The sequence below is a fragment of the Marinobacter sp. BW6 genome (genome assembly GCF_008107725.1).
Taxonomy (GTDB): domain Bacteria; phylum Pseudomonadota; class Gammaproteobacteria; order Pseudomonadales; family Oleiphilaceae; genus Marinobacter.
Window position 1 is genome coordinate 1 of sequence record NZ_VIRN01000061.1, and the last position, 24116, is coordinate 24116.

The 24116-nt window shown below is 57.2% G+C and carries 19 protein-coding genes; 10 read left to right on the top strand and 9 right to left on the bottom strand.

The window, feature by feature from the left end; all coding sequences use genetic code 11:
- Positions 1-335: 335 nt before the first annotated feature.
- The 4 genes from purT to FMN52_RS05725 are packed head-to-tail and all read right to left on the bottom strand — an operon-like array spanning position 336 to position 2852.
- Positions 336-1526, bottom strand: coding sequence for a formate-dependent phosphoribosylglycinamide formyltransferase (purT, locus tag FMN52_RS05710; protein WP_148607691.1), 1191 nt, complete (start codon positions 1524-1526; stop codon positions 336-338).
- Positions 1527-1544: 18 nt separating this feature from the next.
- On the bottom strand, positions 1545-1733 hold the full coding sequence (locus FMN52_RS05715) for a DUF1289 domain-containing protein (RefSeq protein WP_148608243.1): 189 nt from the start codon (positions 1731-1733) through the stop codon (positions 1545-1547).
- Positions 1730-2263 carry a gamma carbonic anhydrase family protein gene (locus FMN52_RS05720; RefSeq protein WP_148607692.1) on the bottom strand — a complete coding sequence of 178 codons (534 nt, stop codon included), beginning with the start codon at positions 2261-2263 and terminating at the stop codon, positions 1730-1732. Before FMN52_RS05720 ends, FMN52_RS05715 begins: the two co-directional genes overlap by 4 nt.
- A gap of 1 nt (position 2264) precedes the next feature.
- The gene (locus FMN52_RS05725; protein WP_148607693.1) at positions 2265-2852 is read right to left on the bottom strand and encodes a CoA pyrophosphatase; all 588 of its coding nucleotides are present in this window, start codon (positions 2850-2852) and stop codon (positions 2265-2267) included.
- 97 nt (positions 2853-2949) lie between these two features.
- Here FMN52_RS05725 and FMN52_RS05730 point away from each other — a divergent pair, with 97 nt between their 5' ends.
- Positions 2950-3501 (top strand): NUDIX hydrolase, encoded by a 552-nt coding sequence (locus FMN52_RS05730; RefSeq protein WP_148607694.1) that lies wholly within the window; start codon positions 2950-2952, stop codon positions 3499-3501.
- Positions 3502-3510: 9 nt separating this feature from the next.
- Here the strand turns inward: FMN52_RS05730 and FMN52_RS05735 are convergent, their stop codons facing one another.
- Complete coding sequence (locus FMN52_RS05735; RefSeq protein WP_148607695.1) at positions 3511-3822, bottom strand: YqfO family protein; 312 nt, start codon at positions 3820-3822, stop codon at positions 3511-3513.
- A 417-nt stretch (positions 3823-4239) separates the two neighbouring features.
- Positions 4240-8145, bottom strand: a complete 3906-nt coding sequence (gene purL, locus FMN52_RS05740; protein ID WP_148607696.1) for a phosphoribosylformylglycinamidine synthase — start codon at positions 8143-8145, stop codon at positions 4240-4242.
- 282 nt (positions 8146-8427) lie between these two features.
- On the opposite strand from purL, the gene mltF reads away from it, so the two are divergent.
- Positions 8428-9942 carry a membrane-bound lytic murein transglycosylase MltF gene (mltF, locus tag FMN52_RS05745; protein ID WP_148607697.1) on the top strand — a complete coding sequence of 505 codons (1515 nt, stop codon included), beginning with the start codon at positions 8428-8430 and terminating at the stop codon, positions 9940-9942.
- 20 nt (positions 9943-9962) lie between these two features.
- Here mltF and FMN52_RS05750 read toward each other — a convergent pair whose 3' ends face one another.
- Positions 9963-10433 carry a regulatory protein RecX gene (locus FMN52_RS05750; protein WP_148607698.1) on the bottom strand — a complete coding sequence of 157 codons (471 nt, stop codon included), beginning with the start codon at positions 10431-10433 and terminating at the stop codon, positions 9963-9965.
- Positions 10434-10611: 178 nt separating this feature from the next.
- Between FMN52_RS05750 and FMN52_RS05755 the strand changes: the two genes are divergently transcribed.
- A complete protein-coding gene (locus FMN52_RS05755) occupies positions 10612-13077 on the top strand; it encodes a DUF349 domain-containing protein (protein ID WP_148607699.1) in 2466 nt (821 codons plus the stop codon).
- 13 nt (positions 13078-13090) lie between these two features.
- On the opposite strand, the gene FMN52_RS05760 is transcribed toward FMN52_RS05755, so the two are convergent.
- Positions 13091-13354 carry a late competence development ComFB family protein gene (locus FMN52_RS05760; RefSeq protein WP_148608244.1) on the bottom strand — a complete coding sequence of 88 codons (264 nt, stop codon included), beginning with the start codon at positions 13352-13354 and terminating at the stop codon, positions 13091-13093.
- Positions 13355-13542: 188 nt separating this feature from the next.
- Between FMN52_RS05760 and FMN52_RS05765 the strand changes: the two genes are divergently transcribed.
- From FMN52_RS05765 to FMN52_RS05780, 4 genes are all read left to right on the top strand, one after another.
- Positions 13543-14751 (top strand): acetyl-CoA C-acetyltransferase, encoded by a 1209-nt coding sequence (locus FMN52_RS05765; RefSeq protein ID WP_148607700.1) that lies wholly within the window; start codon positions 13543-13545, stop codon positions 14749-14751.
- Positions 14752-14780: 29 nt separating this feature from the next.
- A complete protein-coding gene (locus FMN52_RS05770; RefSeq protein WP_148607701.1) occupies positions 14781-16931 on the top strand; it encodes a 3-hydroxyacyl-CoA dehydrogenase NAD-binding domain-containing protein in 2151 nt (716 codons plus the stop codon).
- 248 nt (positions 16932-17179) lie between these two features.
- The gene (locus FMN52_RS05775; RefSeq protein ID WP_148607702.1) at positions 17180-19363 is read left to right on the top strand and encodes a carboxy terminal-processing peptidase; all 2184 of its coding nucleotides are present in this window, start codon (positions 17180-17182) and stop codon (positions 19361-19363) included.
- Between the two features lie 19 nt (positions 19364-19382).
- The gene (locus FMN52_RS05780) at positions 19383-20150 is read left to right on the top strand and encodes an XRE family transcriptional regulator (protein WP_148607703.1); all 768 of its coding nucleotides are present in this window, start codon (positions 19383-19385) and stop codon (positions 20148-20150) included.
- A 21-nt stretch (positions 20151-20171) separates the two neighbouring features.
- On the opposite strand, the gene mtnA is transcribed toward FMN52_RS05780, so the two are convergent.
- Complete coding sequence (mtnA, locus tag FMN52_RS05785) at positions 20172-21236, bottom strand: S-methyl-5-thioribose-1-phosphate isomerase (protein WP_148607704.1); 1065 nt, start codon at positions 21234-21236, stop codon at positions 20172-20174.
- A 112-nt stretch (positions 21237-21348) separates the two neighbouring features.
- Between mtnA and FMN52_RS05790 the strand changes: the two genes are divergently transcribed.
- From FMN52_RS05790 to gph, 3 genes are read left to right on the top strand one after another with little or no spacing between them, the layout of a single operon-like run.
- Positions 21349-22686 (top strand): TRZ/ATZ family hydrolase, encoded by a 1338-nt coding sequence (locus FMN52_RS05790; RefSeq protein WP_148607705.1) that lies wholly within the window; start codon positions 21349-21351, stop codon positions 22684-22686.
- Positions 22687-22721: 35 nt separating this feature from the next.
- Positions 22722-23438 carry a bifunctional 2-polyprenyl-6-hydroxyphenol methylase/3-demethylubiquinol 3-O-methyltransferase UbiG gene (gene ubiG / locus FMN52_RS05795; RefSeq protein WP_148607706.1) on the top strand — a complete coding sequence of 239 codons (717 nt, stop codon included), beginning with the start codon at positions 22722-22724 and terminating at the stop codon, positions 23436-23438.
- Positions 23428-24099 (top strand): phosphoglycolate phosphatase, encoded by a 672-nt coding sequence (gene gph, locus FMN52_RS05800; protein WP_148607707.1) that lies wholly within the window; start codon positions 23428-23430, stop codon positions 24097-24099. The genes ubiG and gph overlap by 11 nt, the downstream gene beginning before the upstream one ends.
- The last annotated feature ends 17 nt before the right edge of the window (positions 24100-24116 follow it).

The following is a 24116-nucleotide window of genomic DNA, read 5'->3' on the forward strand; positions in this document are numbered from 1 at the left end:
CACTGTCCTGATATTTCATATCCGAAATACCTCGGCCAGCGCCCACACGAATTACTTGGTCAACTTTTTAAAGAGCGTTTGAGCTGTTGCTCAATCAAGGTGGCGTATTCTACATCGTTCCGCCGCCCTGTCAACCGTTAATCTGAAGAATTTTAAAACTCATTTTCTTCAGTACTTTCAAACAGTTGCCTTTCGAATCCGGAGCGGCCTGAGTGGCTTACCCCTCGAAAGAGATGCGCATTCTACAGACCTCTCAGGATGTGTCAACGATTGGTTCTGATTTTTTTCGTGAAACGTCGAGATTGCTGTTTATGACACCAAAATTCGATAAAGATTCATGTTTCAACAACAACCGATTCTGCAGCAGCGCGCGCTTTTTTCCGCGCTTCCTCCACGGAGGCACCCTTCGCCAACGCGACCCCCATTCGACGGCGTCCTTTCAGCTCGGGTTTGCCAAACAGGCGTAACTGGGTATCCGGTTCGGAAAGTGCCGATTCAAGGCCTGAGTAGGAAACCTCTGCCGAGTCCCCTTCTGGAAGTATCACCGCCGATGCCGACGGTCCGGTCTGACGAATCGAGGGAACCGGCAGCCCCAGGATTGCTCGCGCATGAAGGGCAAATTCAGAGAGGTCCTGAGAAACCAGAGTGACCAGCCCGGTATCATGAGGGCGTGGCGACACCTCAGAGAACCAGACGTTGTCTTCTTTAACGAAAAGCTCTACACCATAGATGCCATATCCCCCAAGATTTTCGACCACAGCCCTGGCCACTTCTGCCGAACGCTCATACGCCAGCGACGCCATTGGCTGAGGTTGCCAGGACTCTCGGTAGTCTCCATCTTCCTGCCTATGCCCTATGGGCTCACAAAAAGACACCCCATCCCGGTGCTTTACGGTCAGCAGGGTAATCTCGTAGTCGAAATCCACGAAACCCTCAACGATCACCCTTCCTTTGCCAGCGCGCCCGCCAGACTGGGCATATTCCCACGCCGCTTCAATATCATCTTCGGTCTTGACGGTACTTTGTCCTTTGCCCGAGGAGCTCATCACCGGCTTTACTACGAGTGGCAGTCCTATTTCCTTCACGGCTGCAAGGTATTCCTCCCGAGAACCGGCAAAGCGGTATGGTGAGGTTGGCAGTCCCAGCTCTTCAGCCGCAAGTCGCCGGATTCCCTCACGGTTCATTGTAAGATTCACCGCCCTGGCCGTTGGGATAACGTGATAACCCTCTTCTTCCAGCTTAACCAGCTCCGGCGTGGCAATGGCTTCAATCTCCGGAACAATCAGATCCGGTTTTTCCTGCTCGATAACGCGGCGCAGGCTGACGCCATCGAGCATGTCGATGACGTGGCTCCGGTGAGCCACTTGCATGGCAGGTGCATCTGCATACCGGTCCACGGCAATCACCTCAACGCCGTAGCGCTGCAACTCGATGACCACTTCTTTTCCAAGCTCACCGGATCCGCAAAACAGAACCCTGAAGGCGTTGCCTTTGAGGGGTGTACCAATTCGAACTGAGTCAGTCATGATCTGCCCGCACCTATATTAGCCGTGAATCAGGGATTTCTTTTCGCGCTCCGCCACCTTTCGTAGCACTTCGCGGCGTTCTTCATTATCCATCCGGGTCCACCGGGTGATTTCGTCTCCACTCCGATGACAGCCAACACAGACATCATCTTCATCAAGTGCACAAATGCTCACGCAGGGCGAGCGCACTTTGTCAGAGACACTCATCTCTTCGGCTCGCATGGCTTGAGCTCATCGGCATAGCGTGCTGCATTTTGCACATAGTGCTGCGCACTCATTTCCAGCATCTTCTTCTGGTCGTCATTAAGGTCCCGCTTAATCTTGCCGGGAGAGCCAACAACCATGGAGCCATCCGGAACTTCCATCCCCTCCGGAATCAGAGCATTAGCACCAATCAGACAATGCTTACCGATCTTCGCGCCATTAAGGATCACCGCGTTGATACCAATCAGGGAATAATCGCCAATCTCGCAACCGTGAAGCATTACCTTGTGACCAACAGTTACGCCCTTTCCGAGAGTTAGCGGCATACCCGGGTCTGTATGCAGAACGGAACCGTCCTGAATATTCGTGTCTGGCCCTATCGTGATTAACTCATTATCACCGCGAATAACGGCGTTGAACCAGACACTGGCATTTTCCATGAGCCTTACCCGGCCTATCACCGACGCATTGTCGGCCACGAAGTGCCCCTCCCCCTCCAATTCCGGCGTCCGGTCATTCAACTGGTAAAACATTTCAGCCTCCCTCAGGCGGTTCAAGCAGGTCAATTCCGGCATCGTACACAGCGTTCAGGAAATCAACCAGAACCACTGCCGACAGCCCCCAGATCTCGTAGCGCTCCCACCGATAGCAGGGCACGTAAAACGTATGGTTTAGGAAATTCAGAGCGTCCGTGCGCTCTCGTCGATCCTCAAGAAAAAAAGAGAGAGGTACCCGAAATACGCTTTCAATCTCGTGAGGATTGGGCTCCAAAGGATGATCCCCGGGGATAACGCCCACGTAAGGAGTAACAAGAATTCCGTAACGGGACATTACCTGGCTGAGAGGCGCAATAATCTGCACCTGGTCTGGCGGAAGCCCTATTTCTTCGTGGGTTTCACGCAGCGCGGTCGCTGCCAGAGACGGGTCTCCGGGATCACGTTTCCCCCCAGGGTACGCCACCTGCCCCCGATGAGTGCTCAAATTTTCGGACCTGAGCGTAAAGATCATTTCGGGATTTCGGTGATCATCGGTTACCGGAACCAGTATACCGGCCTCGGGATAATCCAGCGCCAGCTGCCGCGGCGCATAGCCGGCGAGGCGCTCGGCAAGTAAATCACGCAATGTTCATCTCCACGGTACATCCGGAGGTTGGATGAGACAGAGGCAGCCGGGATCGTTAAACTGACTACCACACCAATTTTAGTATACGGGGAAAATCATGAAGTACTGCAGCACATGCGGCCAGCCGGTTGAACAGCGCATCCCCGAAGGCGATAACCGTCACCGCTATGTCTGTGTCAGCTGCGATACCATACATTACCAGAACCCGCGCATTGTCGCCGGCACGGTCCCCGTGTGGGAGGGCCAGATACTCCTGTGCCGAAGAGCTATCGAACCGCGCTATGGCTACTGGACACTACCCGCGGGATTTATGGAGAACGCAGAAACCACCATTGAGGCGGCTGAGCGTGAAACTATGGAAGAGGCCCTGGCTGAAGTACATATCGAGGGACTCTACTCCATCATCGACGTTCCACACATCAATCAGGTTCACATGTTCTACCGAGCCACCCTCAAAGATGGTCAATTCGGCGCCGGGGAAGAGTCACTGGAATCGAAGCTGTTCGGGCTGGATGAGATCCCCTGGGAGGAGATCTCCTTTCCAACCGTCAAGCGGACCCTGGAACTGTTCCTGTCCGACTATCGGAGTGATTCTTTCGGTGTTCACGTGAGCGACATTCGCCACCCCATGGCAAATGACCGAAAATAAAGCCGCCGACTACAGCTCCTCCATTCGATAGACTTCGTAAGCAGGCTCCTCGTAGGGGTGAGCCTGCTTAAGCGCTGCGAGGGCATCCTGTATCACCTCATCGGCACAAACCAGCTCAACCCTGTACTCATCCACCGCTTCAATCTCACCGGCTTTGCCGAGAAATGGATCACTTCCTTCAAGCGGACGAAACTGCCCCCGTCCGAGACATTGCCAGGCACAACAATCGTAATCACCTATACGACCAGCTCCGGCATCGAACAATGCCTGCTTGGTCTGCTCAACGTGAGTTTCCGGAACGAAATAACACATCTTGTACATCGAAAACCCTCCCTCGGATCGGATATTTTTTGTACAGATTAATAGCTTAGACACTTACCCACAGAATCTGTGGATAACTCTGGGGAAAGTTTTTGGGAACACGTCTCCAAACCCCGTAATCACTGCACTTTCGTTAAATTGGCGACAAAATCACCTGATTCATTTATTATATATTTTTCAATAACTTACATCTTATGCGCAAAAGTTGAACCGAATTCCCGGTCTTTGTTCACAGAACAAACAGGCAGGCACCGGAAATGTGCATAAAAATACTGAGTCAAGGGAATTTTTGCCATTTTCGCCGATTTTTTCCCTTGAAAAATGCCCAGAAACGGAGCAAGCAATAAAAAAGCCGGCTTTGGAGTAAACACTCGTATTGAGCGTATCCAAAACCGGCTCGTTCCTGGCGGGGGGAAATTAACCGAACCAGCGTCTCGCATTGCGGAACATGCGAATCCAGGAACCATCTTCTTGCCAGTCTGACGGGCGCCAGGAGTGCTGAACTGCCCGGAACACACGCTCCGGATGCGGCATCATGATCGTGACCCTGCCGTCGCGGGTCGTAACCCCGGTAATCCCGGCTTCCGATCCATTCGGGTTGTAAGGGTAACGAACCGTTGCCTGACCCCGGTTATCCACGAAGCGCAGAGCCACGAGCTCACTCTCAGAGAGCGCCTCCGCCGAGGTACCACTGGCGAATTCAACCCTCCCCTCGCCGTGGGCAACGGCGATCGGCATACGAGACCCGGCCATGCCATCCATGAACGCAGACGGCGATGGCATCACTTCAACCATGGCCAGCCGCGCTTCGAACTGCTCGGATTGGTTGCGCACGAAACGAGGCCAGCCTTCGCTGCCTGGGATCAGTTCGTGCAGGTTTGAGAGCATCTGACAGCCATTGCACACCCCCAGCGCCAACGTGTCCTGGCGATTGAAGAATTCCGCAAACTGGTCCCTGACTCGGTCGCTGAACAAAATCGATTTGGCCCACCCCTCACCGGCGCCCAGAACGTCACCGTAGGAGAAACCGCCACAGGCGACCAGACTATTAAAGCCATCCAGCGTAACCCGGCCAGAGAGCAGGTCGCTCATATGCACGTCAACAGAATCGAAACCGGCGCGATCAAATGCAGCCGCCATTTCAACCTGGCCATTCACGCCCTGCTCCCGCAGGACCGCAACCTTTGGACGGGCTCCCTTATTGATATAGGGGGCAGCCACATCTTCATTGATATCGTAGGAAAGCTTAGCGTGAAGACCGGGATCCTCTGCATCAAGCAGATTATCGAATTCCTCACGGGCGCAATCAGCGTTATCCCGGAGAGACTGAACGCGGTAACTGGTTTCAGCCCACAGGCGCTGAAGCTCCACGCGAGATTCGTCCACCACCGTGCCGCCTTCGAAGGTGAGGCGAAGGCTGTCAGTGTCATTCGGGCTACCGATCACACTGATATAGTCTCCAAGGCCCGCGGCAGAGAACTGCTGCAAGACAAAACCAGTGTCTTCCCTGCGCACCTGAATAACGGCACCCAACTCTTCGTTAAACAGTTCCCTGGCAAACTGGCTGCGATCTTCGGCCAGGCCATCCAGCTTGATATCAACACCGCAACGGCCGGCAAAGCACATTTCAGCGAGCGTGACGAACAGGCCACCGTCCGAACGGTCATGATAGGCCAGCAGTTTACCGTCGGTGTTCAGACCCTGAACGACCGCGAAGAAAGCCTTGACGTCCTCCGGGTCATCCAGGTCTGGCGCCACGGCACCGACCTGACGGTACACCTGAGCCAGAGCCGAACCACCCAGGCGGTTCTGGCCCGCGGCGAGATCCACCAGGATCAGGTCGGTCTCGCCAGCATCTTTAACCAGTTGGGGAGTCAACGTTCTGGCAACATCAGTTACCGGCGCAAAGCCGCTGACGATCAATGAAAGCGGTGCAGTTACGCTCTTCTGTTCGCCGCTGTCTTCTTCCCACATGGTCTTCATGGACATGGAGTCCTTGCCCACGGGGATCGTGATTCCAAGCTCCGGGCACAATTCCATGCCTACGGCGCGAACGGTCTCATAGAGATTTTCATCTTCGCCCGGGTGGCCAGCAGCGGCCATCCAGTTTGCAGAGAGGCGGATATCAGACAATTTGCCGATCGGCGCCGCGGCCATATTGGTAATCACTTCACCCACAGCCATACGACCGGACGCGGGCGCATCAATCGTCGCGACCGGCGTGCGCTCGCCCATGGCCATCGCTTCACCAGTGCGAACATCGAAGGAGGTGGAAGTCACAGCCACATCAGCAACCGGAACCTGCCAGGGCCCAACCATCTGATCCCGCGCAACCAGGCCGGTAATGGTCCGGTCACCGATGGTGATCAAAAAGCTCTTGGAGCCAACGGACGGCAGACGCAGAACGCGGCGAATGGCGTCATCCAGATCGATTTTGGTGGAGTCGAAAATGGGCTTCGTGAACGAAGCGCGGCTGACACTCCGGTGCATGCGTGGCGGTTTGCCGAACAGCACTTCCATCGGCAGATCAACCGGCTTGTCGTCGAAGTAGGAATCGCCCAATTCAAGGTGGTGGGTTTCCGTTGCCTCACCAATCACTGCATAGGGGCAACGTTCGCGGCGGCAAAGGGCATCAAACCGTTCCAGATTCTCCGGAGCGACTGCCATCACATACCGTTCCTGGGATTCGTTACACCAGATCTCCAGCGGCGACATCCCAGGCTCATCACTGGGGATATCGCGAAGTTCGAATTTGCCGCCGCGGCCTCCATCTTTTACGAGCTCCGGCATGGCATTGGAGAGACCACCGGCCCCAACATCGTGGATAAACGCGATGGGGTTCTCGTCACCCATCTGCCAGCAACGGTCGATCACTTCCTGGCACCGACGCTCCATCTCCGGGTTGTCCCGCTGAACAGAGGCAAAATCCAGGTTTTCATTACTGGAACCCGAGTCCATGGATGACGCAGCGCCACCGCCGAGACCAATCAGCATGGAAGGCCCACCCAACACGATAAGCTTGGCGCCAACCGGTATATTGCCCTTTTCTACGTGGTCCTCACGAATGTTGCCAAGACCACCGGCAATCATGATCGGCTTGTGGTAACCGCGAACCTCTTCGCCCGCGGCACCCGGCACTCTCTCTTCAAAGGTGCGGAAATAGCCGGCCAGGTTGGGACGACCAAATTCGTTATTGAATGCGGCACCGCCAATGGGGCCTTCGATCATAATGTCGAGCGGGGAAGCAATCCGCTCTGGTTTGCCATAGTTGATTTCCCATGGCTGGGGGTCGTCCGGCAGGTTCAGGTTCGACACCGTGAAACCCGTCAGGCCGGCCTTGGGCTTTGAACCCCGACCAGTGGCACCTTCGTCGCGGATTTCGCCGCCAGAACCTGTTGCGGCACCGGCCGCAGGGGCAATCGCTGTCGGGTGGTTGTGCGTCTCCACCTTCATCAGAATGTGAATATCTTCTTCGTTGTAACCGTAGACACCCGTCTCCGGATCCGGGAAGAAGCGGCCACCGCGGCTGCCTCGGATAACAGATGCGTTATCCTTGTATGCCGAGAGGACACCCTCGCTGTTCATTTCAAACGTGTTGCGGATCATGGCGAACAGGGACTTTTCCTGGCCCTCGCCGTCAATATCCCAGGACGCGTTGAATATCTTGTGCCGGCAGTGCTCAGAGTTCGCCTGTGCGAACATCATAAGCTCCACGTCGGTCGGATCCCGCTCAAGATCGGTGAAGGACTTCACCAGGTAGTCAATTTCATCTTCGGCGAGCGCCAGACCCAGGCGCGAGTTCGCCTCAACCAGGGCATCACGCCCACCCGCCAGAACGGGGACCCGCCCGAGGAGACGCGGCTCTTCATGACTGAATAGCAGTTCGGCACCGCCCATTTCATGGAATACTTTCTGGGTCATGCGGTCATGAAGCAAGGCTGCGATTTTTTCGCGCTGCTCCAGGCCAAGCTTACGGCCAGAACGAATATAGAAAGCCGTGCCACGTTCGATCCGATGTATCTGACGGAGTCCGCAGTTCCGGGCGATGTCCGTTGCCTTACTGGACCAGGGTGACAGCGTCCCCGGGCGCGGCACGACCAGGAAAAGCACCCCATCCGGGTCTTCCTCCGGCACGCTGGGACCGTACGTCAGTAGCCGGTCGAGTATAGCCTGCTCTGCGTCAGAGAGGTCTGCCTCCAGATCGACAAAGTGCATGAACTCTGCATAAACGTGCTCGACTTCAGGCACGATATCCTGAATCCGGGAATGCAATTTGCGGGAGCGGAATGGCGAGAGCGCGGGTGCGCCGCGAAGTTCAAGCATGATATCAACCTGTATCGCGCGAAACGGGGAAGTCTGGGTGCAATTTGAAAGGCCGCCATGATACTCGAAAGCGGGGTCAGGATACAGCGCTTGAAGCGTTAATCCCTGACCGTACAATTGACATTGTTTTGCATATTAATTAACCAGATTTATTGACCAGACATCCGACACCAAGGATCATTGACCGTGTGGAAGGGAATTCCACGCTCAGGATAGAAAGGGGTGCGGGGCCGCCAGCGACTCTGCAACCAGATGATCCAGCCGTGACGGAGATCAGGGATCTTGCCTAGAATACTTGCTGCTCTTAAAAGCGCATCCGCCAAGACGGTTGTCGTGCTTGGCACCGCCCTAATACTGACAGGATGCTCACAACCCAGCACTCTCCAGGAAATCCGGGACGAGGGTGTGCTGCATGTGATCACCCGCTCGGCTCCCTCTATCTATGTGGAAAGCGAGGACGAACCCACCGGTTACGACTATGAGCTGGCAAAGCTGTTTGCCAACGAGCTGGGCGTAAAGCTCCGCATTCGCGTCGCCGATGACAATACTGAAATCCTGTCGGTGCTGGAAAAAAACTACGCCCACTTGGGCATGCTGGGGCTCTCCAGACAGCCGGACACGACCGATCAGTACCACACCGTGGCTACCGGCATTACCGCACAGTCGATACTGGTTTATAACCGGGATGTGGAACGCCCGGATTCACTGAAAGACCTCGCCGGAAAATCCCTTCACGTGGTGGCTAACAGCAACCATGAGCATCGCCTCAACGAAGCCCGAGAGGAAATCGCGGAGCTTCAGTGGCAAGTGCATCCCGGGCTCGACGCTGCTGGCATTCTGTCCCGGGTCGAAAGCGGTGAGTTCCCCTACGGAATGGTTTCCTCTAACGAACTCGACCTCAACCACGTGTTTTACCCAATGGTAAAAGAGGCATTTACCGTTGGAGAACCTGGCGAGCTGGCCTGGTTTTTCCCGTCGACGCAGGATGGATCCCTGGCAAAAGCTGCCCGGCAGTTCCTGGACACTCTCGAGGCCGACGGCACTCTGGCCCAGATTGCCGAGCGCTTCTATGGCCATCTGGACCGGCTCAATTACGTCGGCGCGCGCACCTTCATGCACCATGTTGAAAACCGCTTACCCAAATACGAGTCCTTGTTTCGCAACTATGCCACGGACTTCAATATGGACTGGAGGTTGCTCGCGGCCATCGGTTATCAGGAGTCCCACTGGAGGCCCAATGCGGTATCTCCCACCGGGGTCCGTGGCCTGATGATGCTAACCCGGAACACGGCCAGCCACATTGGTATCAACAACCGCCTGGATGCCGAGGAAAGCATCCAGGGCGGCGCCAAGTATTTCCGGATCGTGCATGAGAAAATCCCGGAAAGAATCCCCGAACCGGACCGCACCTGGTTCGCCCTCGCCTCTTACAACGTGGGTTTCGGGCACCTTGAAGATGCCCGCCGCCTTACAGAAGGTGCTGGAAAGGACCCCGACCGGTGGATGGATGTGAAGGAGTTCCTGCCACTGCTGGCTCAAAAGGAATGGTATACCAAGACCCGCTTCGGCTACGCCCGGGGCCATGAACCGGTGATCTACGTTCAGAATATTCGACGCTACTATGATGTTCTGGCGCGGCTCAACGAACCGACCACTCCTGCGCAAGATCAAGAAGAGCAGATCGTGCAAATGGAAGAAAGCCAGACACCTGGGATCCTTGCAGACGAACTGCGGTCGGACGAAAAGCTCCGGGCCGGCCTTCCGGCAGAGCTCGGCATGATCCCGCCGACCCTCTGAAGTACCCGACCTGAGAAAGATTAGTTGGAGCGAACTTCAAGGGCCCTTTCCACCTGACTGGCGGAATATCCCCGACGATTCAGAAAACGCGCCTGACGCATTTTTTCGTCCCAGTCTTTACTGAGATCCGTCAAGCCGAACCGTTTATCCCTGATGCCGATAGCCCGCTGACACCAGTCCTCCTCGGTCATGTCGTCGACACACTTCGGCGTCTTATGCACCCCGCGTTGCTGGAGTTCGCCCAGAATCCGCAGCGGCCCGTAACCAAGATCCATTCTCTGACGAGCATAGACGTCGGCAAACCGGTCATCGTCAAGCCACCCCTCTTGCTCATAATCATCCAGAACGGCGTCAATAATGTCCCCCGACACCTTTCTTTGGCGGAGTTTCAGGCTCAGCTCAAGGCGGCTGTGCTCCCGTCTGGCCAGCAATCTGAGCGCCGTTGCCCGGGCCTTGTATTCCTGATCGTCCTGATTTTCCTGATTTGCCATACAGACCCTTTCCGCACACGCACACAAAACGCTAGACTAGCCGCGAATTTTTCCAACTGGCCAGCACCTCAGGCTGACCAGTCAAACTACCCGGCACCCCGAACCGGAGGCCGATGGCCGGTGGCGGTCCAACTTTGCCCGACACCGTGAACTGGTTTCAACACCCAAGGATACTCTTATGGCCGCGTTCATCCAGAAACTGTTCAAATCCCGCAAGACAACCGAGGTAGCTCCGAAACACCGCAAAGCCACCCAGCCCGAGCCTGCCGAACAGGAAGATACCCGGGCCAGCCAGAGAGAGGAACAGCTCGCAACACTGGAAGGCTCGCCGTCGCAGAGTGTCCTGGCCAAACTCGCCGTTGAAGGGGTCACAGCGGATATCCGACAGACCGCCGCCGGCAGATTGACCGACGACGCCAGTCTTCAGGAAGTACAGAAACAGGCCAAAGGCCGAGATAAAGGGGTCTATCAAACCGTCAAATCAGCCCTTCAGCAACGCCGTGAAGAACTGGCGCGACTGGAAAGCATTAGCCAGACCATTGCCACTCTGACCCGTCACGCTCAGGACCAGGCGAAAAGCGACGACACCAAGCTTTACGAGGCCCGGCTTGATGCCCTGCTGAAGCAATGGGCAGAGGTGGAAGAGCACGCCACACCGGAACAGGCGCAGGCGTTCCTGGAAGCGGTACACCAGTGCAAAGAGCGGATCGCTGCCCTGCAATCCGCTGCGGAAGATGAAAAACGCCAGCGAGAGCAACGGCTGCAACGCAAGGAAACCCTCGACCTGCTGACCCGCACACTTGATGAACTCAAGGCCCAACCGCCAGAGACCCTGCCCTCTTTAGCCTCTCTGGATGCGCTGCAGAAGACCCAGGAAAACCGCTGGCTGGAAGCAACCCGGGATACTGCAGTTGAAAAGCAGGAGCAGAAGTCCTACGAGACCGCCATGCTGGCACTGCGCAATTACCTCAGCTCTGTCCGTCGGATTACCCAGGACCGGGACACCATCGTCGAACTCGGCGCACTGCTTGACGGTGAAGGCGATGCCACCGACGACCAGCGCGAACAGGCGAAAACCCTGATTGCCGAGATCAACTGGCCGGAAGGCTATCCTATCCCTGCTCAGTTGGAGCCATTGCGGAAGCTGGCCGGCAAGCGAAAGGCACCAACCGAGCCCCGTGTTGATCAGGATCAGCAGAAAGCCCTGGCAAATCGCCTGGAAACCGACCTTAACAAACTGGAAGAGGCCCTTGAGGCGAAGCAGCTGAAAGAATCCAGGCAACTTTTCAAGACCGCCCAGCAGCACTTCCGGGATCTGGATCAGCGCCACGCCAAACCCTATCAGGCCCGAATGCAACTGCTTAACGGACAATTGAGGGAGCTCTCGGACTGGCAGGGCTTTGCTACCGAACCGAAGCAGATTGCCCTGTGTGAGCAAATGGAATACCTCGCAGACCAACCCATGGACCCTGAAGCCAAAGCAGAGCGGATCAAGGAATTGCAGAACGAGTGGCGGGATCTGGGCGGCTCTTCCGACCGCAGCCTCTGGTCTCGCTTCAAGGCTGCCTCCGACAAGGCCTATGAGCCCTGCAAAGCCTACTTTTCTGCGAAATCCGGCCTGAAACAGGCCAACCTGGAGAAGCGGTCTGCCATTTGCGAGCAACTCGAGAGCTTCCTGAACAACGCAGACTGGTCGTCGATCGATTGGAAAGCCGCCGAGCGCATCCACCAGACCGCCCGCCAGGAGTGGAAAGAAGCCTGGCCGGTGGAATTCCGGGACAATCGTGCCGTTCAGAAGCGCTTCGATGAGCTGCTTAAGAGACTGGAAGCGCCGCTGGATGAGGAACGCCGGAAAAACGAAAAACTGAAACAGGCGATCGTGGAAAAAGCCGAAACACTGGTTGACCACGAACCGCTTCAGGAGGCCATGAATCAGGCCAAGGCCCTGCAAGGGGACTGGCAAGCCATCGGAATTACCCGTCATCGGGAAGACCGGAAACTGTGGCAGGCTTTCCGCAAGGCGTGCGACCAGATCTTCGCCCGCCGCGATGCCGAGCGCACTGAACAGCAGCAGGCTTCCCGGGCCGCCGACGAGTCCGCACAAGCGGGCCTGGAGCAAGTCTCAGGGGTATCCGAAGACAGTGATGAGCAGGCAATAACTGTGGCGCTGGCGACGCTCCGGGAGATCGACGGGTCCACCCTGTCCAGGGGAGTCAGAGATCAGGTCCAGAAGGAAAAACAGCGGCTGAATCAGATTCTTTCTACCCTGAAGCTTCGGGCAAAAATGGCGTCCTGGCAGTCTCTGGTGACCACGGCCACAACCGGCGAAACCGCCAGTGATTCAGTGCCGCAACACTGGAACGCGCTGACAGGGAACTCAGACTCCAGTGATCCGGTCGAGCTAGTGATCCGAGCGGAAATACTGTGTGGTGTCCCGTCTCCCGAGGCCGACCAGCAGCGCCGCATGGAAATCCAGGTCCAGCGCCTGGCCGATGGCATGGGTTCCGCGGACAGCAGCAACGATCAAACGCAGGACGTGGAAAAACTGCTCGCGGACTGGTGCCTGGGCGGAATCGGCAAAGACGCGGACATCGAACTGGCTGAGCGCCTGAATAAGGCTCTTTCCAACCTGAACCAGACCTGAAGCACCCGACGGTTTAATCCCGCTGATGCTTTCTGACGAACTCCCTGGCTTCTTTCACAGCGGCCAGGGATTTCTGTTTCATTCCCTTGAGCTCCTCGTCCGCCAGATAAAACATCATATCGATTGAGTGACGATAATACCGCGTGGGCAGGCGGTTGAGGGCCACGCACATCACGTCGGTGAGATAGTCCATTGTGTCCGACTCCTCCCGCGTTGCCTCAATGGCATCCACCACCAGCCGCTCGTAAAAATTGTCGATCGCATCTCGCAGAGACATGGCTTTCGCCTCCTGAATTCGTCTGCGGTTTCTAACACCATAGAAGCCGCGCCCCTCCTTGTCATGGTTCATGAGCAATTTCGCCAATGCGATTGGCAGCCCCCGTCATTACCTCCCGCAACTGCAAACGGCTATGGTTATGTCATCGGTTAATCAATCCCGAAAATAATGTGACCAGAGGACAAGCAATGACCACCGAGGCATATATCTTCGATGCAGTCCGCACCCCCAGAGGGCGCGGAAAGAAAGACGGATCACTTCACAGCGTCAAACCCATCACGCTGTTGACCACGGTGCTCCATGCGCTGCAGGAGAGAAACAGCCTGGACACCGCCCAGGTGGATGACATTGTGATGGGCTGCGTAACCGCGGTGGGCGATCAGGGTGCGGATATCGCCAAAACGGCGGCTCTGGCGGCCGATTGGGACGAAAAAGTGGCGGGCGTTACTCTTAACCGTTTCTGCGCCTCCGGGCTCGAAGCCGTCAACCTGGCCGCCATGAAAGTACGCTCCGGGTGGGAAGACATGGTGGTTGCCGGTGGCGTGGAAGCCATGTCTCGAGTGCCTATGGGCTCCGACGGCGGTGCCTGGGCCACGGACCCTGAGACCAACCTGCATACCGGTTTCATGCCCCAGGGGATCGGCGCGGACCTGATTGCCACACTCGAGGGATTCAGCCGTGAAGATGTCGATGGTTTTGCGGTGAAATCCCAGCAGAAAGCCGCCAATGCCTGGCAGAACGGCTACTTCGGAAAATCCATCATTCCAGTCACAGACCAGAACGGTGTGGTGATCCTGGATCGTGATGAGCATGTGCGTGGCAACACCAGCCTGGAGAGCCTGTCTAGCCTGAAGCCCTCCTTCCAGATGATGGGAGAAATGGGCTTCGACGGTGTCGCCCGGGAGAAATACCACTACGTGGAGAAGATCAACCACGTTCACCATGCCGGTAACTCCTCCGGCATTGTCGACGGCGCCACCGCCATGCTGATCGGCAGCGAGGCCAAGGGCAAGGCCATGGGGCTGACGCCGCGTGCCCGCATCATCGCCACGGCCGTGACCAGCACAGACCCCACCATCATGCTCACCGGCCCAGCCCCTGCAGCCCGCAAGGCACTGGAAAAGGCGGGCATGACCGCCGACCAGATCGATCTGTTTGAAGTGAACGAAGCCTTCGCCTCTGTGGTTATGCGCTTCCAGCGGGAACTCTCCGTTCCCGACGAAAAAGTGAACGTCAACGGCGGTGCTATCGCCATGGGCCACCCGCTGGGCGCCACCGGCGCCATGATTCTGGGCACTCTGCTGGATGAGCTGGAGCGGCGTGAACTGCGCTACGGCCTGGCCACGCTATGCGTTGGTGGTGGCATGGGCATTGCCACCATCATTGAGCGCGTCTGAACCCGTCCACTTTTCAAGGAGAACCGATTATGAGTGCCATCCGCTACGAACTGGGTTCAGATCAGATCCTGACCCTCACCATCGATATGCCCGGCCAGTCCGCCAACACCATGAATGCTGCTTTCCGGGACGCCCTTTCGGAAACTGCCGCAAAAGTGAAAGGGGATCTGGACAACATCCGCGGGGTGATTATTGCCTCTGCCAAAAAGACCTTTTTCGCGGGCGGCGACCTGAAAGAACTGCACAAGGTCACCCGGGATGACGCCCAAACCTTTGAAGATATGGTCAACGGCCTGAAAGCCCACATGCGCTTCCTGGAAACCACCGGAAAACCGGTGGTTGCTGCCATCAACGGCTCCGCCCTGGGCGGCGGCCTGGAGATCGCCTTGGCCTGCCACCACCGAATCGCCATCGACGATGACAGCATTCAGCTGGGGCTGCCGGAAGTGACACTGGGCCTGCTGCCCGGCGGGGGCGGCACGCAACGACTGCCCCGAATGATTGGTCTGGAGGCAGCCTTCCCGTTCCTGATGGAAGGCAAAAAGGTGGATCCGAAAGCCGCCCTCAAGGCCGGCATTGTCGACGAATTGGCCGATTCTGCCGAAGACATGATCACCAGGGCCCGGGCATTTATCGATGCCAACCCCAAATGTCAGCAGCCGTGGGACCAGAAAGGCTTCAAGTTTCCCGGCGGCGCCCCTCACCATCCCGCCATGGCCCAGAAACTGGCAATCGCCCCGGCCATGCTGAAACAGAAAACCAGAGGCTGTTATCCAGCCCCGGAGCGCATCCTTTCCGCTGCAGTCGAAGGTGCCCAGGTGGATTTCGACAACGGTAGCCAGATCGAAACCCGGTATTTTGCCGAACTGGTAATTGGCCAGGTCGCCAAAAACATGACTGGCACCTTCTGGTTCCAGTTGAACACCATCAAGGCGGGCGGCAGCCGGCCCGATGGCGTCGAGAAAGAAACCTTCCGCAAGGTGGGTGTGCTCGGGGCCGGCATGATGGGCGCGGGTATCGCCTATTCCACGGCGACACGCGGTATCGACGTGGTGTTGAAAGACGTCTCCGTGGAAAATGCCGAAAAAGGCAAAAGCTACTCCGAGAAGCTATTGGCCAAGAAGGTCAGCCGCGGCCGCATGACCGAAGAGCAGAAAGCAGACATCCTGAGCCGCATTAAGGCCACCGATTCCGCGGACGATCTGGAAGGCTGTGATCTGGTGATCGAGGCGGTGTTCGAGGACAGTGGACTGAAGGCAAAAGTTACCCAGGAAGCAGAGCCCAAGCTGGCGGCAAACGGGATTTTCGCGTCTAACACCTCGACTATCCCCATCACCCAACTCGCCGAGGCCTCAGCAAAAGCCGAGAACTTCATTGGCCTGCATTTCTTTTCACCTGTCGACAAAATGCAACTGGTGGAAATCATCGTTGGCGAAAAAACCTCGGATGAAACTCTGGCGCGCTCGTTTGACTACGTTCAGCAGATCGGAAAGATTCCGGTGGTGGTCAACGACAGTCGAGGGTTCTTCACCTCGCGGGTCTTTGGGACCTTCGTCAACGAGGGCATCTGCATGCTTGGTGAAGGCATGCATCCCTCCAGCATTGAAAATGCGGGATTGCTCGCAGGCATGCCTGTAGGGCCGCTCGCCATTTCCGACGAAGTCAGCATGACCCTGATGCAGCACATCCGTGACCAGAGCAAAAAGGACACCGAAGCCTCTGGCGGCACCTGGAACGCCCACCCGGCGGAAGCGGTCATTGATGCGATGGTCAACGAGCACGGCCGCAAGGGCAAGGCCGCGGGCGCCGGTTTCTACGACTATCCCGCCAACGGCAAGAAACACCTTTGGCCGGAACTGGAAAGCCTGTTTGTAGATACCGACAAGGCAAGGACTGTTGAACTGCAGGAGCTGAAGGACCGGATCCTGTTTATCCAGGCCATCGAAACGGTCCGGTGCCTGGAGGAAGGGGTGCTACGCACGGTGGAGGATGCCAACATCGGCAGCATCTTCGGCATCGGTTACGCACCCTGGACCGGTGGCGCCATCCAGTTTATCAACCAGTACGGGGTAAGAGCGTTCACGGAACGGGCAGCGGAGCTCGCCAAGACCTACGGCGAACGTTTTGCGCCCCCCAAAATGCTGCAGGAAAAGGCGGAATCGAACACACCGTTCTCCTGATCGAGCCCTGTTGACTCAGTGCCGGGCGGGATGCACTCCCTCCCGGCACCCACGTCTTGCGTAAGTGCCCTGCACAGTCGACGCTCATCCGGTTACCAACCTGGCGCCTTCATGGACAGATTGTCACGAACCGATACGCCCTGCCTATGGCATCAGGGGTAGTGCTTGCCTACAATAAATTTAATCGCTCACGGGTAGATTAACCCAGATATCACTGGTTTCTCCCCCACACCGTCAGGTAAGCATTTATGACCATCGCGGAAAGAATTATGGCTCGTCGCTCTCCGGCCGGATCTGGTCGGTCCGGGGTGTGCAAGGCAATGACTGTCGCATTGCTGCTTTCGACGCCACTGGGGCTGCATGCCACGGTTGACACCCCAGCTGTTTACGAGCCGGTTGCGCCGACGATCGATCAGGCGCGAGCAAACATCCTGATTGCTCGTCAGCTACAGTTCACCCACTTCCGAGACCTCGGGATCAGCGACGAACTGTCCGGCGATGTATTCGATGCTTATCTTGACTACCTGGACGGGCAACGGATCTATTTGTCGCAGGACGACATTGCCAAATTTGACAAGATCCGGACCCAATTGGGCTCGGCTCTGAAAACCGGCCAACTTCAGCCGGGCTTTGATATCTACAATCTGGTTCAGCAGCGGATCATCGAGCGCCTCCAGTTCGCCCTGGAAACCATCGACAACGGCATAGATTCACTGGATTTCTCGGCCAATGAGAGCATTCTGGTCGATCGCTCAGAAGCGGACTGGGAAGCCAACGCCAAGGCCCTGGACGATCTATGGGTAAAACGCATCAAAAATGCGGTGTTGGCGCAGCGCCTGAACGGTACCGATGATGAGGCCATTCTTGAAACCCTGCGCCGCCGCTATGAAGGACAGCTCAAACGCGCCTATCAGGCCCGCAGCGAAGATGCGTTCCAGGCCTACATGAATGCGTTTACCGGCATGTGGGACCCGCACACATCTTACTTTTCACCGCGCACCTCCGAAAACTTCAACATCAACATGAGCCTTTCCCTGGAAGGTATCGGTGCGGTTCTTCAGTCAGATAACGAATACACCAAGGTGGTTCGGCTGGTACCCGGCGGGCCAGCCTCGAAGCAAGGCCAGCTTGAGCCCGCTGATCGAATTGTCTCGGTGGCCCAGGAAGACGAAAAACCGGTGAATGTGATCGGTTGGCGCCTGGACGAAGTGGTGGACCTGATTCGTGGGCCACGGAACTCAACCGTTACCCTGGAAGTCATTCCGGCCAACGCGTCCGATGAGACCATTACCGAGACCATCGCCATCAAGCGCGATGAGGTAAAACTGGAAGAACAGAGCGCCAGCAAGAACACCATCCGCCTGGAGCGCGGCAGCAAGGAATACACCATTGGCGTGATTACCATTCCCACGTTTTATGCTGATTTCCAGGCCATGCAGGCCGGTGACCCGAACTACAAGAGCACCACTCGGGACGTCCGCAACCTGATCACGGAGCTCGAAGCCGACGGCGTCGACGGCCTGGTGATGGATCTCCGAAATAATGGTGGTGGTGCACTGCACGAAGCCAATGATCTGGTCGGTCTGTTTATCGACAAAGGTCCCACCGTTCAGATTCGCAACGCCAACAACGATGTGCAGGTACTGAATGACGAGGACCCTTCGGTCGCCTACGACGGGCCGCTGGTGGTACTCACAAACCGTATGAGCGCGTCAGCGTCTGAAATTTTCGCCGGAGCCATTCAGGACTATGGCCGCGGGCTGGTGGTCGGTTCACAAACCTTCGGCAAGGGTACGGTCCAGGCGGTGCGTCCCCTGAATCACGGCCAACTCAAGATTACCCAATCAAAATTCTATCGGGTCTCCGGCGGCTCAACCCAGCACAAGGGGGTGATTCCAGACATCGAGATTCCGTCCCGTATCGACAAGACCCGCATTGGTGAAGATGCCCTGGATCACGCCCTGCCCTGGGATCAGATCGAAGCCGTCCCGCACACCCGCTACTTCGATTTCAGCGGGATCATTGATGAGCTTCGCAAGCGTCACGAAGAGCGGTTCTCAACCAACGCCGAATTCAGCCTGTTGCAGCAGGAGATAGACTTCCTGACCAAACAGCGCGCCACAGACAGTGTCAGCCTGAACCTGGAAGAACGTCGCGCCCAGCACGAACAGATCGAACGCACTCGGCTGACCATCGCGAACGCCAGACGTGAACTGAAAGGGCAGTCGCCATTCGACTCCCTGGAAGACCTTGAGGACTGGCAGGACCAACAGGCGGCTGATCTGGATTCCACCGACGAAGAACTGGATTTCGTGATCCGTGAGGGTGGGCATATCATGGCGGACATGCTGGACCTCGATAACCGCATGGCGTCTATCCTGGATCCACAACAATTCGCGGCACAGGCTCCAGCCTCAGCCGTAACCCGATAAACGGACTGATTAAAGCCCCATGACTGAGAAGGACGCCAGCGGCCAGGATAGCCGCCAGAGAGCCAGAATGCTGCAGGACATGCTGCTGGACGCTCTCCATGCCATGCGCTCGCTGGAAGAAGTCGAAGGATTGGAAAAACCGGCGACCCGGGAACGGACGCCGGAGGGTCTGATCGATCGCTTGGCCGGCCTGACCGGCTCTGCGCTTCGCTTCGGGGTCAAAGCTACCGATACCTCCCTTCGGGTTGGTCGGGCGCTGATCAACTCTCAGGATCAGTTGCGGGCGATGCTCACAGCAGGCCAGTCTCTAAAGGACATCCGGGAAGTCGCCGGACTAACCTTGTCAGAGATGAGCGAGGCCCTGAACCTGCGAGACAAGTCGGTTCTGGAAGCTATTGAGAACGGCACCTCCACCCTTTCGTTCGAGCTGATTCTCCGACTCGCTGCCCTCATTGCCCGAAACGATCCCATTCCTTTCATCATGCGCACCACGCGCAACTACAATCCCGAAGTCTGGCAGATTCTGAACGACTGGGGCGTGGCACGACTGCCCCTGCAGTTTGAGCGAGAACGGGAATTCATCAACATCTTTCGCCGGCATGACGACGCCCGCACGCTCTCGGATGAAGGTTTCCGGAAAGTGCTGGAGTTCACCCGCCAGAGCTTTGAGATGTCCCTGCACTTTATTGAGGAGCAGGAACAGCAGGTGGCCGAGCTTCGGGCTGCCTACGAAGAAAAGCATCCTGACGCGAACACACCGCCTGACAAGCCTGCCGCCAGAAAGTAACAGCCGGAACTTACTCCGCCGTCAACCAAATAACGCCCGCATACCGGTAATATTCGGGTTATGCACCACCCCCTTTTCGGTGACGATGGCGTCAATCAGGCTGGCCGGTGTCACATCGAAGACCGGATTGAACACGTTGACGCCTTCCGGCGCCAGCCCAATGCCGCGTATCTCCCGGATTTCAACACTCTCGCGCTCCTCAATGGGGACATCCGCCCCTGACGCCATGGCCATATCCACCGTGCTCGAGGGCGCGACTACCATAAAGCCCACATTGTGATGGCGAGCCAGAACCGCCAGGCTGTAGGTGCCGATCTTGTTAACCACATCGCCATTGGCGGTGATCCGATCCGCGCCGACGATCACCCAGCGCACGTCTTTAAGGGCCATGATTGTAGCAGCGGCACCATCAGCATTCAGCGTGACAGGAATGCCCTCCCGGGACAGCTCCCAGGCCGTCAGTCGGCTGCCCTGAAGCCAGGGTCGGGTTTCATCGGCATAAACTTCTTTCAGCAGTTTTTTCTCGTTCAGCCGACGAACAACGCCCAAAGCTGTGCCATAACCCCCGGTAGCAAGGGCGCCGGTGTTGCAATGCGTTAGCACCGAAAGGGGTTTCGTTGCTCCGATAACTGCAAGAGCATGGTCCGCCATGGCAAAATTGGCTGCCAGGTCTTCCTCATGGATCGCCTCGGCCTCCCGGGCCAGCCGTTTTACCGCCTCGTTCAGAGAGTGACAGGCGTGAAACACCCGCTCCATGCGCTGCAGTGCCCAGAACAGGTTCACCGCCGTCGGCCTTGATGCTGCAAGCTCTCGGATGGCTTGCTTGATTTCTGCCTTCCAGTCGCCACCACCGGCGTGCCTCGCTGCCAGGGCCACGCCGTAAGCTGCGCTGATACCGATTGCAGGCGCGCCCCGAACCACCATATCCCGGATACTCTCCGATACTCCGGCCGCTCCTTCCAGCGTTATCCAATGCTCCTCTCCTGGCAGCAAGCGTTGGTCAAGCAGCTCAAGACTGCCGCCATGCCAACGTATTGCAACGGTGCCAATGCCACGTTCAGAAGAGGGGTTCGGGGTTGTTGCCATAGAAAACTGCTCCGGTTTTTCAGCGCTGAAAACTGTGATTATAACGGTTATACTTCCGGGCTACATTTTCAAGGTGCGGCAGCTCCGCGCCAAGCGCTGCAAGGCAGGATTAATGACGGCAGACACCATCACAGCGGCCGATATTCGCATCAACGCACGCTGGCTGATTCCAATTGAGCCGGCTGGCACGGTGCTTGAGAATCACGCAGTCATTATCCAGGGCAAGCGCCTTGCTGCAGTGATCCCCCAAGAACAGGCGGACCGGACGTTCCGAACCCGTGAAACCGTCGACCTTCCGCACCATGTTGTCATGCCTGGCCTGATCAATATGCACGGCCACGCGGCTATGACGCTGTTTCGCGGCATGGCGGATGATCTCCCGCTAATGACCTGGCTGAATGATCACATCTGGCCCGCCGAAGGTCGCTTTATCAGCGAACAGTTCATCGCCGATGGCACCCAACTGGCGATGGCCGAAATGCTGCGAACCGGAACCACCACGTTTTCGGATATGTATTTCTTCCCGGAAATTGCAGCTCAGATGGCGCACGATGCGGGCATTCGCGCGCAAATCTGTTTTCCGCTGCTTGACTTCCCGACACCCTGGGGTGCCGGCCCGGACGAGTATCTGAGCAAGGGTGCCGACTTTATAGACACCTGGAAAACCGATGGCTACATCATGCCGGCCATTGGCCCCCACGCACCCTACACCGTGTCCGACGGGCCGATGATTGAAGCCGTCCGACTGTCGGAAAAGACCGGCGCGGCCATCCAGATACACCTGCACGAAACCGCATTCGAAGTGGCCGAGGCTACTGAAAAGCTGGGGCAACGGCCGACTGCCCGACTGGCGGATCTCGGCTTGCTTCGCCCAGAGACCCAGTGCGTACACATGACCCAGATTGATGGCAGCGATATCAGTTTGCTTAAACAAACGGGCGCCCATGTCATCCACTGCCCGGAATCGAATCTGAAGCTGGCCAGCGGCCTTTGTCCGGTGCAGGAACTCCTTGATAACGGGGTAAACGTCGCCATTGGCACCGATGGCGCCGCCAGCAACAACGACCTCGATCTGTTCGGGGAACTCCGGACCGCCGCCATGATGGCCAAGGTTGTGGCCAATGATGCCTCGGCGCTATCGGCACACAGGGCCCTCGAGATGGCCACCATCAACGGAGCAAAGGCCCTGAGGCGGGACCATGAGCTGGGTTCTCTGGTCGAGGGCAAACTGGCGGACATCATTGCCGTTGATCTGAGCGACCCGTTTTTACAGCCGGTCTACGACCCGGCCTCGCACCTGGTCTACAGTAACCATGGTCGATCAGTAAGCCACAGCTGGATTAACGGCGTACCACAAGTACAGGATGGCCGGCTTACCCGCATTGACGTTGCCGATCTCATGCTTCGAGTTGAGGACTGGGCCGGGCGAATCCGTACAAAGGCTGACTAACCGATTTCCTATTGATTCACCAGGCAGAACCAACCATGACAAACCAGAACGTAGACCGGAACGAGATCGCCAAATTCGAAGCCCTGGCCAGCCGCTGGTGGGACCCTTCAAGCGAATTCAAGCCGCTGCACGATATCAACCCGCTGCGCCTGAACTACATTGACGAAAGAGTTTCACTGGCCGGAAAACGGGCTCTGGATGTAGGCTGCGGTGGCGGCCTCCTGTCAGAGGGCATGGCCCAGCGTGGGGCCCATGTTACCGGCATCGACATGGGCGAGGCCCCCCTCTCGGTCGCGCGGCTGCACGGCATGGAGAGCGGCGTGAACGTAGATTATCGGCAGATCACCGTCGAGGAGCTGGTACAGGACAGCGGGCATGCCGGCCAATACGATGTCGTTACCTGCCTGGAAATGCTGGAGCATGTGCCGGATCCGGCATCGGTAATCAGGGCCTGTGCCGCCATGCTGAAACCCGGCGGTCATCTGTTTGTCTCAACTATCAACCGCAACCCCAAGTCGTTCCTGTTTGCGATTGTCGGGGCGGAATATGTTCTCCGGTTGCTGCCCAAGGGCACCCATGAATGGAAGAAATTTATCCGGCCTTCGGAAATGTCCGACCACCTGCGCCACGCGGGGCTGGATGTCCGGGAACTGACCGGGATGACCTACAACCCGATTACCAAGGTCTACAAACTGGGCCGGGACGTAGACGTCAATTACCTGATGCACGCCAGGGATATCCGTGAAGCCTGAAAACACTCAACAAACCTCGGCGGTCCTGTTTGACCTGGACGGGACGCTGATCGACACGGCGCCGGACTTTATCCGGTGCCTGAACCAGTTGCGGGAACAGCACGGACTGCCTGCCCTGCCCCCCGAGCATATTCGACGTTCGGTCTCAAACGGCGCTCGCGCCATGATCCGGGTCGGCTTCGACCTGGAGCCTGAACATCCGGAGTACCTGGAGAAGCACACCGCGTTCCTCGACCTCTACGAGGCCGGCGTGGCGGTAGAAACCAGCCTGTTTGAAGGCATGGACGAGCTCCTCAAAGCGCTTGAGGCGCGAGGTATTCCGTGGGGCATTGTCACCAACAAGCCTGCCCGATTCGCGGTTCCGCTAATCGAAGCCCTGGACCTGGCAGATCGGTGTGGGGCGCTGGTGTGCCCTGATCATGTCGCTCAGCGCAAACCTCATCCCGAAGCCCTTTTGCTCGCCTGCCAGCAGATGGGGACCGAGCCCGGTTCAGGGATCTATGTAGGCGACCACGAACGGGACATCGAGGCCGGCCGCAATGCCGGCATGAAGACCATCGCGGTCCGCTACGGTTATATCGAGCAGCCGGAAGCCATTGACCTGTGGCAAGCGGATCTCATTGCAGACACCGTCACGGACCTGGCAAAGCTGTTACAATAGCGCATCAAATTTAGGAC